This window comes from Mucilaginibacter gotjawali, assembly GCF_002355435.1.
Classification (GTDB): domain Bacteria; phylum Bacteroidota; class Bacteroidia; order Sphingobacteriales; family Sphingobacteriaceae; genus Mucilaginibacter; species Mucilaginibacter gotjawali.
In genome coordinates this window covers 5,645,971-5,663,282 of the sequence record NZ_AP017313.1, presented here as the reverse complement: position 1 = coordinate 5,663,282, position 17,312 = coordinate 5,645,971, and the positions used below count along the sequence as shown (strand labels likewise).

The following is a 17,312-nucleotide window of genomic DNA, read 5'->3' as shown; positions in this document are numbered from 1 at the left end:
TGTAAAAATTAATATCAATAAATATTTCCCCTTACCCATTTCGTCTTAATATCAACTTTGTTAATATGAATGTTAAATTCCAGTATGCCGGTTTCCGAAATATCAATAGTGGCATCCATTTCCTGTTTTGTGGTGCCGAATATATTTTTGAACTGCTTAACGCTGATGATAATGCCGGCTTTTTTGGATAGGTTACTGCTTTGATAGCTCAATTTAATGAATCTGTAAAATGGGGCTATCAGGTCCTGCAGCCACAACTGAATTTTATTGCGGCATAAATGAACCGGGTACACATCGTTGGCTAAAATACCCTCATCATTAATAAAGATCACCTTGTAGGCAGCTAAATGAAAATAGTAAAGCAACGAATTTGTATCCCCATAAAAACTGGTGAAATAAAATTGCGTGCCATTGTTTATAAAATAGGCAGCAGCACCAGTCTCTTTACTATAGAGATAGCATTGGCCGGATTCATCCGTGAAAACCTCAATAGATTCATGCATCGTATTTGCAGATAATACCGCAGTGTAACCTGGCTGGAAATCTAAAGCCTTACGGATGGTTTTATGAATAGCAGGAGGGGTTAGTATTTGCCCTTCTTCAGGTATTTTGTAACTATTGATCAGGGGCTTTTTGGCTTCGCCGGTCATGTAGAAAGCGAAGGGGTAAGCTAATGTTTTGGCATCGATATAAGCGGTAGCCTGCACCTGGAAATGCAGATGAGGTTCGGGGGAGCGACCCGAACTGCCGCAGCGTCCAATTAGGTCGCCGGTTTTTACCACATCGCCCACCTTAACTTTTATGGAACCTTTTTTTAAGTGACTTACTTTTGAATATAAACCGTTAAGGTGTTTAATCACCACGGTATTGCCCCAGTTTTCTTTTTTGTTTGCCTCGCCTATGGCATTGTCTTCCACGTGGTCAACTACATTGGCCACAACGCCATCGCCGCAGGCCAGCACCGGTTTGTTAAAACAATAAAAATGTTCGGGCAAATTGCCGGGATGGCTGTAGGTTTTTTTGTCGTCATCTTCAATTACAAAGTCCAGGGCCTTACCCCATTCTCCTTTATGGGTGATATCGCCGTTATAGCCTTGTGAAACCGTCCAGCTTCCCATAAAAGGAAGGCTAAACCTAAAGTATTTTAAATCATCAAGCCGGTCCTTTTGATTAAGGAACTGGTACAAATTTCTTTCCGGCGAATAATGCTGCAAGCCAACAAGTTGCAATTTCCCGGCCTTCTTCCGTAATAAAAGAAAGTAGAGCAGTGTAATATTGATAACACAAAACGGCAGGGCGAAAACAGGCAAATTATAAACAGCCATAATGCCGCCAAGGGCGTTGGTAATAATAAACATTACCGGGACCGACAAAATGGCCCACAGGTAGGAGCGGGCGGATGGTATTAAAAAGAAACTGCCAATAGTGGCTGTGGCGAGCATAAAATTAGCCCCTAAATTGTAATAGCTGATACCATCCGGGTAGTTATGGGTTATGGTATTAAATAGTAGTGCGCTGATAAATCCTATAACCAGCAAACTGAACATGATACGCGAGTGAATAAATACGCCGATACTAATCAGCAGGCCGGTTAAAATATTGTTCTGAAACAGCACAGCGCTTAATGCGCGGAAAAACAAACAAACATAACAGGGGAGGCCGACGGAAAGATACTGGTAAACGTTAACAAGGCAGCCTGTACCCGCTGCATTATGGATAAGCAGGAGGGCGTTTTTTTGCTGAAGACCGCCATGATAATAAGCTCCTTCGCCAAAAAGTACCAGCCAATAACATAGTATAAAAGGGATGGATAATATGGGTAAGCCTAATTTGCCAAGCCTGTCGGTGAGGATGATGGTGAGCATTACCACCAGCAAACAGGCAAAAACCAGCCATAAAACATAATAGGGTGTGAAATTGAAAAATGTGCCGAATGCCAAACCCAGCAGCAGGCTGTTAAAGCTGTATAACCCTGATTGGATATTCTCATGCCGGTAGCCAAGGATCTTGATTATTATTAATGAAAACAAAGCGCAAAAGAGCCCGCTTAGCCCGGCGATGGGCGTTACGAAAGAAACAAGCAGCAAAATGCCTCCCAGCACTTTGTTTTGCGAAAAAAACAAAATGGCATAGGTGTTTAAAATTGACCCAATAAATGATGAAATCCTATTTTTCACGCTTTATTTCAAATGCCGGGGTATATGTTCGTTTGCTTCAATATGTTCCAGGCTTTCTGCCGCTTTTATTAAATGGACCTGCTCCTGTTCATCAATCAGCACGATGGCTGGCCGCAGGGCAATAAACTGCATCCACTGTGTCATGTTATAGGCCCCCACCTTGTGCACCACAACATGGTCGCCTGCTTTAAGCAGGGGCAGGTTAATGCTTTCCCGTATCATATCAATATTCATACACAGCGGCCCGTATATTGCTGTATTTTCGATAGTTGGGCTATAATCATCTGCCGGGCTTACCTGGTGATCGTACCAAAAAGAGGTAAATAAAATATTTACACCAAAGTCAACAATGGTAGCCAGTTTGCCGTCGCTTAAACGCTTGTTGGCAAGTACCGTCCCCAGCAGATAACCGGCATCATCAATTAGTAACCTTCCGCTCTCCAGTATCAGCAGGGGAAGGTCGTCATTTTCAAACCCTGCCCGGATGAGTGTGCCGGTTATTTCTTCGGCAAAATCATCAATGGTGGGCATGGTGTCCGTCCCCGGTAAATAAGCGCCCTTAAGGGTATTGGTTGATGGAAAACCACCGCCCAGGTCCAGGTATTCAATATGCTGTTTAAGTTCGGTATTGCATTTTATGGCGAGCGCGGCCATTTTTGAGGCAGCTACGCCAAATGCGGTGGTAGTTTGTACGTAGGTACCTATGTGGCAATGTAAACCGGCAAGCTGTAGTTTGCCCGAGTTAACGATTTTCACAACCGCGCGCCATGCTTCGCCATTTTCGTAATTAAAACCAAAACGGTCCCACAACGGGTAAACGCCGGTATCCATATTTACGCGGATAGCAACTTTGGGTTGATGATCAAGGCCATCGCATAAGGATAACAAAAGGCCAAGCTCTTCCAAGTGGTCAATATGAATAAGCGAATTATTTTCTATCGCTAACAAAAGGTCTTTTTTTGATTTGCCGGGGCCATTAAAGATGATCTTATTGCCCGGAACACCGTTGCCCAAAGCTTTTTGATATTCAAAACCCGATACCACCTCGGCCCAACTGCCTTCCTGGTGAAAAATATTGCAAACCGCATTCAGGTAATTTGTTTTATAACTCCAGGCAAACTGTACTTTAGGGTAGCGGGTGCTGAAGGCCCGGTAAGCTGCACGGTAGTTGCGGCGGATCTGTTTTTCAGAAATAACAAACAACGGCGAACCATAAGCTTCCACCAGGCTTTTAACCGGCACATTATCAATAAACTTAAATGGCTGAGGCCCGCTAAGGCTGCCAAATTTGTTCATTGCCCCGGCAGTCAGTTTTTTTATATAGGGTCTCTCGTACTTTAGTTTGTCCATGATGCCAGTTTTTTTATAGTTCGCCCCGGGCCGAAAATTGCTGAAACTCCGAAATATCCACCACATGGTCCCATGAGTGCCTGATAAATAATTTACCGGCCTCGTACTCGTTAAAGGGGATAATCTCTTCGCCCATAGCCATTTTAACCAGCGAAACGGGTTGGTTTTGCCCGGCAGCGGCAGCAAGGTAGATCCATGCCGGGAACCGGGGGTTAATTTCGAGAATGAAAAGGCGATCCTCGCCATCTCTCATAATTTCCATTTCGTAGGGTCCGTTCCATTTTGTGGCCTTTGCAAAACTATTTGCCAGTTTTATCAGCGCAGGGTCCTCAATAGTAACCCCCGCCCAGGCTTTGCCTTTATCGGTAATATACAATTTGCGCATGGGCACAATACTGATATTGTTCCCTTTGCCATCGCCCAAAGCGGCTATGTTGATTTCTGTTCCTTTGATGTATTGCTGGGCGATGACGGGGTATCCCCAGGCAGATCCTATTTGATGAAAAGCGTTTAATGCAGCAGTAAATGTATAAGCCACTGTAGCCCCGTAAAACTTTCCTTTAATTACGAGCGGGAATTTCAATTCCTCAGCCGCCGCTTTTAAATCTGCTTCGGTTGTTAATTGATGATCTGCCGGAACATAAAAGTTTTTTTGTCGCCCAAATGCCGCCAGGTTTACCTTATCCCGCATTAAAAGCTGGTCGATGGCGGGCAAAAGGGTATGTATCCCCATTTTTTTTAGTTGCGGCGCTATCTTTATAAAATTATACAACTCGGCATCAAAATTAGGGATGATCATATCCAAGCCTTCCTTTTCATGAATCTGGCAAATCCGTTCGATAAGGCTCTCTGTACCGGCAGTGGGGTAGGGTACCTGGTAGGTTTTATTTACCAGGTAATGCATATAAATACCGGGCTCTAACGACTCGTACGACAACCCTATAATTTTAACGCCGATACCCAGCCCTTCTTTTAAAGCCCTGATCACAGCTACGCCGGGCCCGGGGTTATCATTTGCGTTAAGTCCGGTTACGCCAATACACAGGTTCTTATATTTATTTGCTGTCATAGGTTCCCGATTCCAGCAAATTAGCTTCTTTTAACTGTACTATCCAATCATCCCAGTCGCGGTCCAGTTGTTCAGGGCTAACCTCGTATTTTTGTAATATATTTTGTTTGATAAGGGCTTCTGTATCGCCATTCTTCATGGCAAGCAAAACGTTTGAAGCCATGGCATTGCCGGAAAAAGAATCGCCCGTAGCGGGGTTAAATATAAAACCGCTTTCGCTTGTAGCAATATTTTTCTTTAGTTTCATTCTGCTTTTGCCTGCTCAATTTCAGGGTATAAATGTAATGTTTTTACGAAATATCAGGATGCCATTAAGTAATCGATCCGGGGGGCGAACAGTTGCATGTCAACAGGTTTTAAAAATATAGCATCGCACTTGTAAGCGTCTGACCGTACTTTTTTGTTTTTGTATGCGGTTACCACAATAACCGGGATGTTCTTTAAATGGTCATCTTCTTTAATATCCCTGCAAACCAGTTCACACTCATTGTTTAATAATAAGTAATCCAAAATAATCAGGTCAGGAAGCAGGAGGCTTGCCTTATCAAAAACCGTGTTCGGGTCATAAACAGTATGCACATCAAAATCACCGTATTGCATAATTTCATTAACGACGGATAACATACGGCCACCGTTGTCAAGTATCAATATCCGTTTTTGTTTGGCTAATATTCCCATAATGTTATCGCTTTAAATACTTTACATAAAGGTGCGGCTATAACTTTCAAATAAAAATAATGTGTCGGCGAACCGGACTAATTTGCCGATGAAATGGCTTTGCCTCACCCCACCCTCTCCTTTGGAGAGGGCTTTTACTGTCCTTTTTTAAGCCCCTCTCCTTTGGAGAGGGGTTTAGGGTGAGGCTTATTTCGACCATTCTTTTATAAAATCGGCATAGTTGTTTCCCACAGGTAACTCAGCCGTTTTAAGCTTTACTTTGCGGTTGTGGATGGATATTACCTGCTTTTTTGCCACGGCATAACTCCGGTGGATTCTTACGAAATCGCCGGTCGGCAACTTTTCAAGAATGCCTTTTAACGACATAAGGGTTAACACCGGCCTTTCAATATTGCTGAGGTAGATCTTCACATAATCCTGCATGCTTTCAATATATTGAATCTCTTTCAGGTCGATCTTTATCATCCGGTATTCCGAATGAACGTATATCGATGCATCCGCTTCTTCCTTACCTTCGGTGTTTTTGTATTTTGCATAATCCAGCGCTTTATTTACAGCTGCCGAAAACCGTTCAATACTTATTGGTTTTAATAAATAATCCAGGGCTTCCAGTTCAAAACCTTCAAAAGCGAATTTTTTATAAGCGGTGGTAAAAATAACCATCGGTTTTGTGGTAAGGGAGCGTACAAGGTCGATCCCTGTAATATCAGGCATATCAATATCAATAAAGATCAGGTCAACCTTTTGGTGCTTTAAAAACTCAGCTCCCGAAATGGCATCCTCAAAAGTTTGAACTAATTTGAGATCCGGAAATTCCGAAATATGCCTTTTTAAGATCTCTATCGCCAAAGGCTCATCATCAATGGCTATACATTTTAACTGCATACAAGGTGTTTTTGGTGTTAATAAACAATTTCTAATCGTACAGTAAACAAACCGCTATCCCGGCTGATCTCCAGCGTATGTTTGCCCGGGTACATATGCTCCAGGCGTTGTTTTGTATTGGCGATCCCGATCCCTTTACGGTTGCTGTTTGCGCCTTTTTCAAAGATGATATTCTGGCAAAAGAAAATGAGTTTGGTTTCTTCCACCATCAGTTTAATGGTAATGGTGGCGTTATGGTGTTTACTGATGCCGTATTTAAATACATTTTCAATAAACGTCATCAACACCAGCGGCGCTATCCTTTGATTTTTGATATCGCCGGCCAATATAAAGTTGATCTTGATCTTTTTACCGATGCGCAGTTTTTGCAGGTCGATATAATCGTTAATACAGTCAATTTCACTTTTCAGCGAAACCAGATCCTCCGTCACCTCGTCCGTAACATAGCGCATGATGTTCGATAGCTTCATGATGCTTTCGGGCGTTTTTTCGCTCTTGGTTACCGATAGCGCGTAAATATTATTCAGGGTATTGAACAGGAAGTGCGGGTTGATCTGTGCCTTTAAAAAGGAGAGTTCGGCATGCGCCTTTTCTGCCTGCGCTTTAACCACCACTTTTTCTGTAAGCTGCCATTTTTGTACGGTGGCTACCGCAATGCTCAGGCCCATCACGATAATAAAGATGAACAAACCCACCATATCAATATTACCTGACTGATGTATGAAAATGACGTGGTTGGATGGTTTAAATCGGGGATCCTCCATGCGCAGGTCCTGGTGCGGCAAAGGCCCAAAAGGAAGGTTTTTGGCATTAATGGCTGCACTGTCAGCCCCGGCCACCACTGTATTTGGTTTTGAATTTTTAAGCAGGTTATGCCCCAGCAAATTATCAAAAGGTTGTATATAATATACGCATCCGGATAGGGTAAGTACAATTATTCCATATAAAAAATATTTCTTTTTAAATACAAATTGCGGTACCAGGTACCATGCATTTAAGTAAAACATAAAAATATAAGTTAAACAAAACAACCAGTAGAACGGGGATAGCAATACAAAAAAACTGTTGGTAAGATGTTCCTGGGTTTTATTCATAAATAGAAGCGGAAAGCCAAGGAAGATGAGCCAGCCAGCCGAGTGAATAAAGAAAGTGGTTGCTTTTGAACGAAACATTTTATGTTTTATAAATATCAAAAATAGCTTTTGCTTTAAGTATTTTTTGTTTCATCCTGCTTTTATAGTTAATTATTAAAATCAAACCGCAACAAATAAGGGGCTATTGTTTTATTACGGTATATTTTACGTTTCGTATTTGTTTGATATAAAAAAGCGCCTGCACTCCTACAGGCGCCCACTTATGAAAAACGAAACATTCCCCAACAATCCACTCTCAAACACAATTGCAGGGTTTGCGATTCAAAAATCATCGTAAATAACTGTCGTGCCAACGATCTATCGGCGAACGGGCCTTTTGTATAGACGAATGCGTTTCATCAGAATTTCATTAATTAATTGGTCGGCAAATTCAATTGTTTAATCGATATTTTGATGGTTTAATAAAACGCTACCGGCACATTTGGTTATTGTTTAACACCATATAAAAGATGCGTATGATATCATTCTGACTTATTGTTTCACCCATTAATCCATTTGTCGAATGAGAAAATATGCTCAAATAACAGGTCTGCTGCTGTTGCTCAGCGCCTGCCAGCGTAATTTATATAATACGCCAAACACCCGTGCAGTTGCTGCAAAGTCTCTTATACCACCAATAGGCATGGTGTACATCCCTTCAGGTACTTTTTATTACAAAATGCTGAACGATGATAAAGCCGAGCAGCGAAAAGTAAGCGTAAGCGCTTTTTTTATTGATAAAACCGAAGTTAATAACAAACAATACCAGGCATTTGTAAACTGGGTTGCTGATTCGGTTGCTATTACAGATTACCTGCACGATGATTCGTTCTTTCTGCCGTCAACCGGGGCTACGGTGGGGGCAACCCATAAAGAACAAAGAATGATAGACTGGAGCAAAGTTGAAAAGATCAGCCCCCTCTGGAAAAAGGCGCCCGCTGAAATAAAAGACAAGCTGGCGCCTATGATGACTATGATCAATGGCGCCCGGATGCCCGATCCGGCTTTGCTTAAATACCGGTTTTATTACGTGCGGATGGATGGCATAAAAAATAGCGAGTATACCATGGATACCGTAGCTGTTTATCCGCATGAGTCGGTTTGGTCGGCTGATTTTCCGAACGCGCAAATGACGGTGATGGATGCTAATTATTTCACCAATAAGATTTATGAATATAACCCGGTGGTTGGCGTGAGCTGGAAACAGGCCCGTGCCTATGCCGACTGGAGAGGCACACAGCTAAAAGTGCTGATCAAAAATAACCCAAACCTGCGGAATTTTAAGCTGAGTTTCAGCCTGCCTACCGAAGCACAGTGGCAATATGCGGCCGAAGCTAAAACAGATCCGTCGGACACGGTCATTCATACGGTGATGACGACTGTGGATAAAAACGGAAAGGATCAGCTTTCGTTAAACTTTAAGCAGGGCGAGGGGAGCTATTCCAGCGATGGGTCAACATTTACCCTGCCGGTAACCTCCTATACGCCCAATGCCTTTGGCTTGTATAACATGGCCGGTAACGTATCTGAGTGGACGCTTGATGCCTACAGCCCCTCTTCATCGCAATTGGTGAACGACCTTAACCCGGCTTTGCTTTATGATGCCAACGAAAAAGATCCCCCACTAATGAAACGCAAGGTGGTTCGCGGCGGCTCGTGGAAAGATAATGGCGAGATGCTGAACACCGACACCAGGAACTTTGACGACCAGGATGCAGCACATTCCTATATCGGTTTCAGGTGCGTGATGGCCGCTTTTGAATTAACCGGAGAACAGGTAAAAACACGGAAATACGCTAAAAACTAAGAATATGAAAAAAGTAGAAAAAATAATAACAGCAACGCTGTTTGTGCTGGCACTATGTTTTAAAACGGGTTTTGCCCAAACCTCTTTAGCCGACAGCACCTTAACAGACACCCTGCCGGCCTATGACGAAAACATTAAGTCGGCCGATCTGAGCCAGGCAAGGCCGTTTCCGTACCCTAAAATGAATCCGGCCAACGTGCGGCTCTATGCAAAGGTATGGCGCATTATCGATCTTACGGATACCGGCAATGCCATTTTAACCATACCAGGCCACTCGCTGATGGAAAGTGTTTTAAAAGGCATAGCAAAAGGGAAACTCACTCCTTATATGAGCAATGACTATAAAAAGAAACTGAATGCAAAGCAGGCGAAAGAGCGCTTTGCCGATTCGGTACTGGTGCCAAAGTTTGATAAGGACGGTAACCAGGTGTCTTCAAAAATGGTGCTCAACGAGTTTAACCCGGATGTGATCACCAAATTCAGGATTGAAGAGGATGTGTTTTTCGACAAGCAGCGGGGGCGCGTTGATATAAGGATTATAGGGCTGGCGCCTTTGATGTCTATCGGCAGTTCGGCAGGCTTGCCGGCAAATATGTCAAACACACCGGCATTCTGGCTTTATTTCCCGCAGCTGCGGTATGCCCTGGTGCAGGAGGATGTAAGCGATGCTGATAAAGGCATCTTCAATATCACCCTCGACGATGTGTTTATGCAGCACAAGTTCGCCGCGAGCCTGGTAAAGGAGTTTTCTCCATCCGGATCGCAAACGGCGCAGCTTGATCCGGGCAGCCCGGAAGCGCTGAAGATCGAACAAAAATTAAATGAATTGAGAAAGAATATCTGGAAAAACCCTAAGGGTATCGACGATAAGAAGATAGCGCGGGTTAATGACAGTAAAAAGGAGGCTGCAAAATGAAAAGGCAAATTAATTTAGTTAAAGAGTTTATAAAAATGCTGTTAATAATAGCATTACTCACCATAATAGGAAAAGCAAACGCCCAGGTACTGCCCGATTACACCGCATTTCCAAAAGCATCTGTCGGCCTTCAGCTGGGTACACAGGGTTTTGGGATACAGGGCAGCGAAAGTTTCCTCAGATTTTTGAACGCCAGGGTGGGGTTCAGTACTACTGCCGACCTGAGTTTTCAATATAATAACAGAACGGTGCAACTTGACCGCACATCTGTTTATGCCATCGTCGACTGGCAGCCGCTATACGGAAGAACCGATTGGTTTGCCCGCAAATGGTTCGTTTCAACAGGGGTAAGCTATTATTTTTCAAATACTGTATACAGGCAGGGTATAGGTTCGCTGCCCGATTATTATATCTACATGTCCAAATTCAGGCCATACATTGGCACAGGGCTGGGTAATATCCGCATATCCGATAACCTAGGCCTGCGCACGGATTTCGGTTGGTTTATCCCGACCAGTGCAGCAACATCAACATACCAAAATAAAGCCGATAAGGTAAGTACAGGGATGCGCGGGCTTTTACCCGGCCTGAACGCAGGGGCAACCATCTACATTAAATTCTGATCCAATAACAATTAAACTTAAAAAAATGAAAAAGACTAAAAAAATCAATTGGCTGCATATCGCTATCTCATGGGGAGCAAGCGTAGTAATTCTTGGCGCCATGTTTAAAATAAATCACTGGGGCGGTGTAATGGGCACCAATATGATAGGGCTTGGCCTAACTGTAGAAGCATTAATGTTTTTTACGCTCGGGTTTTTCCCGCCTGTGCAAGACCCGGAATGGGAAAAAGTATATCCTGAACTTGCCGTTGATTATGACGGTGCGTTGCCGGTGGCCGGGGGCAGAGTAGTAGAAATGCCAACAGGACAAACAGCTGCACTTGACAGCCTGTTAAAGAATGCCGACGTTACGCCCGAGGCCATCAATGGGCTTGGCGAAGGTTTAAAAAGGTTTACCCATAAACTGGATAGCATCAATAATATCGTAGATGTTTCGCTGGCTACGGATGACTTTTCAAACAAACTGCAGCATGCAGCATCAAAATTCGACTTGCTGGGGATTGCATTTGAGCGGGCTTCTGCCGGGCTGGCTGCTATAGCCAACAGCAGTAACGATGCGAACGCCTACCACCAGCAGGTATCCAAACTAACTTTCAATTTATCGCAGTTAAATTCCCTTTATGAGGCAGAATTAAATGGAGCCGACAGCAACCTGAGGCAGATCAACCATTTTTACCAGGGCTTGAGCAATACCCTTAAAAACCTGAACGAATCGGCAGATGACAGCCGCCTGTTTAAGGATGAAGTGAATAAGCTGGCCAAAAACATCTCATCGTTGAATGTACTTTATGCCAATATGCTGTCGGCCATGACCCAGCCACGGATGTAAAATCAGGAGTGTTCGGAGAATTAAAAAAATTGCAGCTACGCTCTTTTTCGCTTGCGGAAATGAGGGTGGACAGGCGGAGCAATGTCCGTATGAATCAACTCTGCGGAGATTGACTCCCGCCAAAAGAATCGCAAAATTCGAACAATCAAGACGAAAATCCAGGCTATTTAAATCACCTGATTATTAACAATTAAAATTAAAAGATATGGCTGCTGCAGGAAAAGAAACAACCAGGCAAAAGATGATCAATATTATGTACCTGGTTTTATTGGCAATGCTGGCCCTCAATGTATCGGAGACAATTTTAGATGCGTTTAAAACTATAAACGACAGTCTTACCGCTTCCGCCAATAACGTGGGCACATCAGTACAGCAATTATTTAAAACCTTTGAGCAAACACGGCTCAAAGAATCGCCCGAGAGGGCAAAACCGATCTATGAAAAAGCCAAAGACGCCGAGAAGATAACCCAGGACCTGAATGATTATATCGTGGATATCAAAAAGGAGTTGACGGAACAGGGCGATGGTTACGATCAAAGTACCGGCGATTTGAAGGAACGCGATAACCTGGATATTGGTTATAATGTGATGATCAATAAAAAACGGGCCTTCGCGCTGAAAGAAAAAATAAATGACACCCGCGAAAAGTTAAAGCAACTTTTGGGCAGCGAAGATGGCAAACAGGTTTCGTTTACTCTAAGCGCCGATGATCCGGTTAATCATTCAGGCAGTATCCGCACCTGGGAGGAGCTGAATTTTGGCGAAGGCGTGCCCTTAACCGCTACCTTTACCATTCTTTCAAAGATCCAGGCGGATAACAAAAACGCCGAATCGGAGGTGGTAAAGAAAATCCTCGGGAAAATGGACCAGGCAGTTGTAAACCTGGATAAGTTTGAGGCGGTAGCCGTTGCGCCTACTTCTTACCTCATCCAGGGCCAGCCATACAAAGCACAGGTTTTTTTAACCGCTTATGATTCAAAGGCTAATCCGGAAATACAAGTTGACGGTTCGCCGATAAATGTGTCCGATGGCCGGGGTGAGTATAATGTCAATACCTCGAGGGAAGGCGTTTTTAGCTGGAAAGGAACCATATCGGTAAAACAAACCGATGGTAGCATTAAAACATACACCACGCCCGAACAGCAGTACATGGTGGCCCGGCCATCCGCAGTGGTATCGCCTGATAAGATGAATGTGTTTTATATTGGTGTGGATAACCCGGTTTCGGTGTCGGTTCCGGGTATTCCGTCGAAAAATATCAGGGTTAGCATGTCTTCCGGATCGCTGAATGGCTCGGGCGGTAAATACATTGCAAAAGTTTATAATCCCGGCGCTTTAACGGTTACTGTTTCAGCGGAGGTCTCGCCTGGCAAAAGCCAGGTATTAAGCAGTACTAAATTCAGGGCGAAAAGAATCCCCGACCCGGTTGCGCGGTTCTCAGGGCGTTCAGGAGGTGGGGTACCTACCGTGGCTCTAAAAGCGCAGGATGCTATTTATGCCACGCTGGATAATTTCGACTTTGATACACGCTTCAGGATCACAAAATTCAGCATGATCATTGCCAACCCGCGTGAAAGTGCAACCGTACAGGTAACAAATGGTAATAGTCTAAATGACGAGATGAGGGCCTCGCTGAATACTATTAAACCAGGTTCGCATGTCATTTTTGATAATATCATAGCAGTGGGGCCCGATGGTTCACCACGTCAGCTGGCGCCCGTTGCGTTAACAGCGAATTGAAAAGAATACTAATTTGCCGGGGTCTCTATGAAAATAGCCTAACCAGAGCGGCCATCTCCAATAAATGTGAGATGGCTACTTTCTTTTCAAATCAGTATTAATAGGATCAACATAAATCCAATTTCTTTGGATCCAAAACCTTAAAATAAAGTTTTGCGCTTATCTTAAAACACATACCCACCCCGAATACTTTTTCCCATTTTTCAGGTCGATGATATAATAGTAGGTCCCTGCAGCTACCGGCCTATTATTATAAGTACCATCCCATGCTTTCGTATAGCCGGTACTTTTAAAAACGATGCCTCCATAGCGATCAAAAACCTGGGTGACAGATTGAGGGTAGGTGTCCAATGCTGTAATATTCCAGGCATCATTAATGCCATCGTTGTTCGGCGTAAACGTGTTTGGTATCGTGATAGCTTTATATACCCTTATAAAAACATCCGCAGTTGCTTCGCTGCCGCAACCCACTGTTGACGTTACGTGAAGGGTGTAGGTGATGTCTTCAGGAGGAGTAGCTACCGGGTGCAGCACAGTATCGCTGCTTAAATATTCATTCGGTGTCCAGTAATAGGCTACGGCTGTTCCTTTGGCTATGCCGTTTAACGTTACGGACTGGCCCTGTGTTATTTCCTCATAGGCGGTTGCTTTGGCGATGGGTTTTTGCAGCACATTTACCACCACAGAAGCCGTAGCGGTGCAGGCATTGCTGTTGCTAACGGTTACGGTATAAGTAGTCGTATCCGTTGGGCTGGCCACCGGGTTGGCGATATTGGGGTCCGAAAGCCCCGTTGTCGGCGACCAGCTATAACCGGTGCCGCCGCTGGCGCTTAACGTGGTATTGTCGCCCTCGCAGATGGTAACATCGCTACCGGCATTGGCGGTAGGCTGTGCATATACACTTACCGTGGTGGTGGCGCTTGCGCTGCAATTGCCTGTAGTTACGGTAACTTTATAATCGCCCGCGGCGGCGGTTGTAATATTTGTAATGGTTGGATTTTGCCGGGTTGATGTAAATCCGTTTGGCCCCGTCCAGCTATAAGTGGTGCCGCTTGTGGAGGTTAAACTTAACGTATTGCCCGTACAAACCGGGGAGTTTGATGATGCTGTAACTGTTGGCGCCGAATCAATGGTAATGGTGAGGACGTTGGAAACCACCCGGCAGCTTTCTGAACTGATATTGGTTGCTTCTGCCGTCGCCAGCCTGTATTCATAGGTGCCTTCGGTGGTTGGCGAAGCGGTATAGGACAATTTGGTTGCGCCGGTTATATCCTTCCAGCCGCTGCCTGTATTTACCTGCCATTGGTATGCCGGTGTAGTATAGCCAGTTGGCGCCGTTGCGCTTAAAGTATAGGATTTGGTTTGACCTGCGCATTCGGTTATTGATGTCGCGGTAGTAGTTGAACCAAAACCAGCTACCAGCGAAGGTCCGTACGGTCTGAAAGTTATATCATCCAGCGCCAGGTCGTTGGCCGGGGCGCCGCCGTTACTGTTGTTGGTCATTTTAATGACCACGTTGCCGGTGCCTGCGGGCAGGGTGAAATTAAAAGCATACTGGATCCATTTAAAACTGCTCGTCCGCTGGGCAACCGGACCGGTGTCATAGCTTTGGATCACGACACCGGCGGTGGTTTCAATGGAAAAAGTAATATCAGGCGGGCTTATATCACTATACCGCAACAGGTTACCAACCCATGCCGAAAACTGGTAAGTAGTGCCGCCGCACAGGTTATCTACCTCGCGCTTATAAAAAAATCTGTTTTTGATACGCTGGCGTTTACCACCATCATGTAGCCCCCGGTATTTCCGGTATGGTCGGTGGTGGTCCACCAAACATTAGGTGAGTTGGTTGTATTTTCAATGGTATAGTAGCCGTCGCTCGGAAAGTCTGCCGAGGTATACGTATAGCTTGTGGAACCTGAGTCGGCTGCTAAAGCTCCAGCATGTATTGCTGTACCTGAGCCAAACGTAATATCAACTACGGGGTCGCCAAGACTTTGAGCGCTGCTATTGGTTGCGTTAAAAGTTAAAAGAAAGCCAGCGATATTAACAGCAATTAATAGTTTTAATTTTTTGTACAGATTCATTCCCATTGATAACACCAGTTTTGATAAAGCTTTTCAGCAAATAAGCGCCTGCACATTGCTGTACAGACGCCCGGTAGATTAATTGTAGTTATGAAAGCTTTTCATAGGTAGATGAAAAATGCTATTGCTGGCTTGCAATCCACGCCATTTGCGGATGTGCTATTCCCTGGTAGTTTAGTATAGAGAGGTTGGGCTGTATTTTTACCACAAACGTGCCCATCGCTTCATTTTCGGCTTTATTGCTGTATGATAAAAGGAGATATTCACCCATAAACTCCAGCAGGGTTAGTGTCCCGGTTTCGTAATAAACTGCCACTTTATGCTGCGAAATATCTTCTGTATGCGACGCGATCAATTCAAATCGGGGTGTTTCAAAACATAATTTGTTCCCCAGGTTGTCTTTTATCACGGGCATTGTATTGTTGAGCTGTGATATAAAGTACAATACCGAAAAGCTGAGCTTATAATGAAGGGAATTTGCGCGGCCGTCTGCCTCCTGCATTTCTTTAAATGTTTTAAATCGCCGACCGGGGTTATATGCCTGCGATTTTAGCAAAAACTCGTGGTAGGACGCCTTGAAGATCGCTTTTTCAAAATCGCTTTCAGTTTTTTCGCCAATCTCCTGTTTATAAACCAATTTAATTTTTCCTCGGATCATTATTTAATGATTAAAGCTTAAACAAACTATAATGCCAGGCCGATGGTATAAGTCCCGGAATAACCTTTGGCGATACTTCCTGAAAGGATGATGGTTTCATTGGCAAGATCAGTTGCCGAATCGCCAAAAATGGTATCGGCTGAATTCGTGACCGGGTTTACACCCAATCCGGCATACAGGGTTGATACATCAACTGCGTCATTAATAGCCTGCGGAAAGGCGATCTGGGTTGTTTTTTTCATCACATTGTTTACATAAACCTCAAAATGGATATGGGTAGCCCTGCCGGTATACCAGCCTGGATAGATAGTTGTAAACTTTACCTGTCCGGTAGCGTCGGTTAGCTGGTACCCGCGCAAAAACGTTTTACCGGTATAACTTAAAGTGCCCGAAATTCCTGGTTGGTTAGCATATCCTGAATAATAGCCGTCCTTATTGCAATGCCATATATCAACCCTCGCGTTTTCAACTACCGCGCAACTACTATCAGCATTAACCACCTGTATAGTAAGTGAAAGTGGTATGCCGGCAAGGCTTTCGGTGATATCCGACCTGTCAAGCGGGTTGGTTAGTTCACCACCAGGATATGGGTATGGCCCTTCCGTTTCGGTGGCGGTTACAATACAACCGGAAGAGGAGGTTGTAGTTGTGGTTGAACTTGTTGAAGAGCTGCCGCCGGAGGAATCTTTTTTGCAGCTATCAATAATCATCGGCCCGGCTGCGGCAGCAAGTGCAAATGCTTTCAGAAATTTTTTTCGTTCCATAAACTTAATTATTGATATAAAATTAAGCAACCCAATGTTTGGCCTTTCTTTTGTATCGATGATCCGGGACAATGTATCGATGAACGTTTACTTAGGATTAAATATGCGGTCTTGGCTAAAAGAAAAAGTAACTTTTCCAGTGGCTGCTGTATGCGGTCTTCAAAAGTTGTCAATACATTATGAAACAGCCAGTAACGAACCCTCAATCGCAGCAATTAATTTAAAATTTTCAACATTTGGTTCGAAAAAAGCCAAAAAGGGGGCAGCATTTCTACCAGATTCTCATTAGCAAGGCTGTTAATCTTAAATTACACAATTGTATTATCACCAAAAAAATATCTCATTAGGGTTGGAACGGTTTAGGGGATTTTGTATTTTTATATTGTAAGATTTGTAATTATTCCATATAAAAATGTTTATCAATTCGGTGCGTCGCAATTTGGGAAACATTAATAATATCGTAAACCATGGAGAACATATCGTGTTCGGTTCCCCTAAGATGATGAACCTTTCGAGCATTTTCTGTAAATAGACTTCATTCGCCTTCAAAACGCTATCGCCTTCTCAACTCACAAATGATTGATTTTTGAACCGT

General features: G+C 43.9%; 16 protein-coding genes. 5 read left to right on the top strand and 11 right to left on the bottom strand.

The genetic code is table 11. The features are described 5' to 3' along the window. Positions 1-14: 14 nt before the first annotated feature. From MgSA37_RS29600 to MgSA37_RS24930, 7 genes are all read right to left on the bottom strand, one after another. Positions 15-2,177 carry an urea transporter gene (locus MgSA37_RS29600; protein WP_096356109.1) on the bottom strand — a complete coding sequence of 721 codons (2,163 nt, stop codon included), beginning with the start codon at positions 2,175-2,177 and terminating at the stop codon, positions 15-17. Positions 2,178-2,180: 3 nt separating this feature from the next. Continuing rightward, positions 2,181-3,527, bottom strand: a complete 1,347-nt coding sequence (locus MgSA37_RS24955) for a type III PLP-dependent enzyme domain-containing protein (RefSeq protein ID WP_096356108.1) — start codon at positions 3,525-3,527, stop codon at positions 2,181-2,183. Positions 3,528-3,540: 13 nt separating this feature from the next. Continuing rightward, entirely contained in the window at positions 3,541-4,596 is a 1,056-nt protein-coding gene (locus MgSA37_RS24950; RefSeq protein WP_096356106.1) for an ATP-grasp domain-containing protein, read from the bottom strand. Beyond that, positions 4,583-4,843 (bottom strand): PqqD family protein, encoded by a 261-nt coding sequence (locus MgSA37_RS24945; RefSeq protein ID WP_096356104.1) that lies wholly within the window; start codon positions 4,841-4,843, stop codon positions 4,583-4,585. Before MgSA37_RS24945 ends, MgSA37_RS24950 begins: the two co-directional genes overlap by 14 nt. Positions 4,844-4,896: 53 nt before the next feature. Then, positions 4,897-5,274, bottom strand: coding sequence for a response regulator (locus tag MgSA37_RS24940; protein WP_096356102.1), 378 nt, complete (start codon positions 5,272-5,274; stop codon positions 4,897-4,899). A gap of 186 nt (positions 5,275-5,460) precedes the next feature. After that, the gene (locus MgSA37_RS24935; protein WP_096356100.1) at positions 5,461-6,159 is read right to left on the bottom strand and encodes a LytR/AlgR family response regulator transcription factor; all 699 of its coding nucleotides are present in this window, start codon (positions 6,157-6,159) and stop codon (positions 5,461-5,463) included. 17 nt (positions 6,160-6,176) lie between these two features. Beyond that, on the bottom strand, positions 6,177-7,331 hold the full coding sequence (locus MgSA37_RS24930; protein WP_096356098.1) for a sensor histidine kinase: 1,155 nt from the start codon (positions 7,329-7,331) through the stop codon (positions 6,177-6,179). A gap of 484 nt (positions 7,332-7,815) precedes the next feature. On the opposite strand from MgSA37_RS24930, the gene porK reads away from it, so the two are divergent. The 5 genes from porK (at position 7,816) to porM (ending at position 13,208) form a co-directional block, all read left to right on the top strand. Beyond that, on the top strand, positions 7,816-9,099 hold the full coding sequence (porK, locus tag MgSA37_RS24925; RefSeq protein WP_096356096.1) for a T9SS ring complex lipoprotein PorK/GldK: 1,284 nt from the start codon (positions 7,816-7,818) through the stop codon (positions 9,097-9,099). Positions 9,100-9,103: 4 nt separating this feature from the next. Next, positions 9,104-10,015, top strand: coding sequence for a hypothetical protein (locus MgSA37_RS24920; RefSeq protein WP_096356094.1), 912 nt, complete (start codon positions 9,104-9,106; stop codon positions 10,013-10,015). Beyond that, on the top strand, positions 10,012-10,638 hold the full coding sequence (locus MgSA37_RS24915) for a hypothetical protein (RefSeq protein WP_096356092.1): 627 nt from the start codon (positions 10,012-10,014) through the stop codon (positions 10,636-10,638). The genes MgSA37_RS24920 and MgSA37_RS24915 overlap by 4 nt, the downstream gene beginning before the upstream one ends. Before the next feature lie 25 nt (positions 10,639-10,663). After that, complete coding sequence (gene porL / locus MgSA37_RS24910) at positions 10,664-11,467, top strand: type IX secretion system motor protein PorL/GldL (protein ID WP_096356090.1); 804 nt, start codon at positions 10,664-10,666, stop codon at positions 11,465-11,467. Between the two features lie 205 nt (positions 11,468-11,672). After that, positions 11,673-13,208: a type IX secretion system motor protein PorM/GldM gene (gene porM / locus MgSA37_RS24905; RefSeq protein ID WP_096356088.1), complete on the top strand. Its 1,536-nt coding sequence runs from the start codon at positions 11,673-11,675 to the stop codon at positions 13,206-13,208. Between the two features lie 159 nt (positions 13,209-13,367). On the opposite strand, the gene MgSA37_RS24900 is transcribed toward porM, so the two are convergent. The 4 genes from MgSA37_RS24900 to MgSA37_RS24885 form a co-directional block, all read right to left on the bottom strand. Then, positions 13,368-15,038, bottom strand: a complete 1,671-nt coding sequence (locus MgSA37_RS24900) for a gliding motility-associated C-terminal domain-containing protein (protein ID WP_157750730.1) — start codon at positions 15,036-15,038, stop codon at positions 13,368-13,370. Further along, complete coding sequence (locus MgSA37_RS24895; protein WP_096356084.1) at positions 14,942-15,301, bottom strand: hypothetical protein; 360 nt, start codon at positions 15,299-15,301, stop codon at positions 14,942-14,944. The genes MgSA37_RS24900 and MgSA37_RS24895 overlap by 97 nt, the downstream gene beginning before the upstream one ends. A gap of 115 nt (positions 15,302-15,416) precedes the next feature. Further along, on the bottom strand, positions 15,417-15,953 hold the full coding sequence (locus MgSA37_RS24890; RefSeq protein WP_096356082.1) for a hypothetical protein: 537 nt from the start codon (positions 15,951-15,953) through the stop codon (positions 15,417-15,419). 26 nt (positions 15,954-15,979) lie between these two features. Beyond that, on the bottom strand, positions 15,980-16,717 hold the full coding sequence (locus MgSA37_RS24885; RefSeq protein WP_157750728.1) for an intradiol ring-cleavage dioxygenase: 738 nt from the start codon (positions 16,715-16,717) through the stop codon (positions 15,980-15,982). Positions 16,718-17,312: the final 595 nt, after the last annotated feature.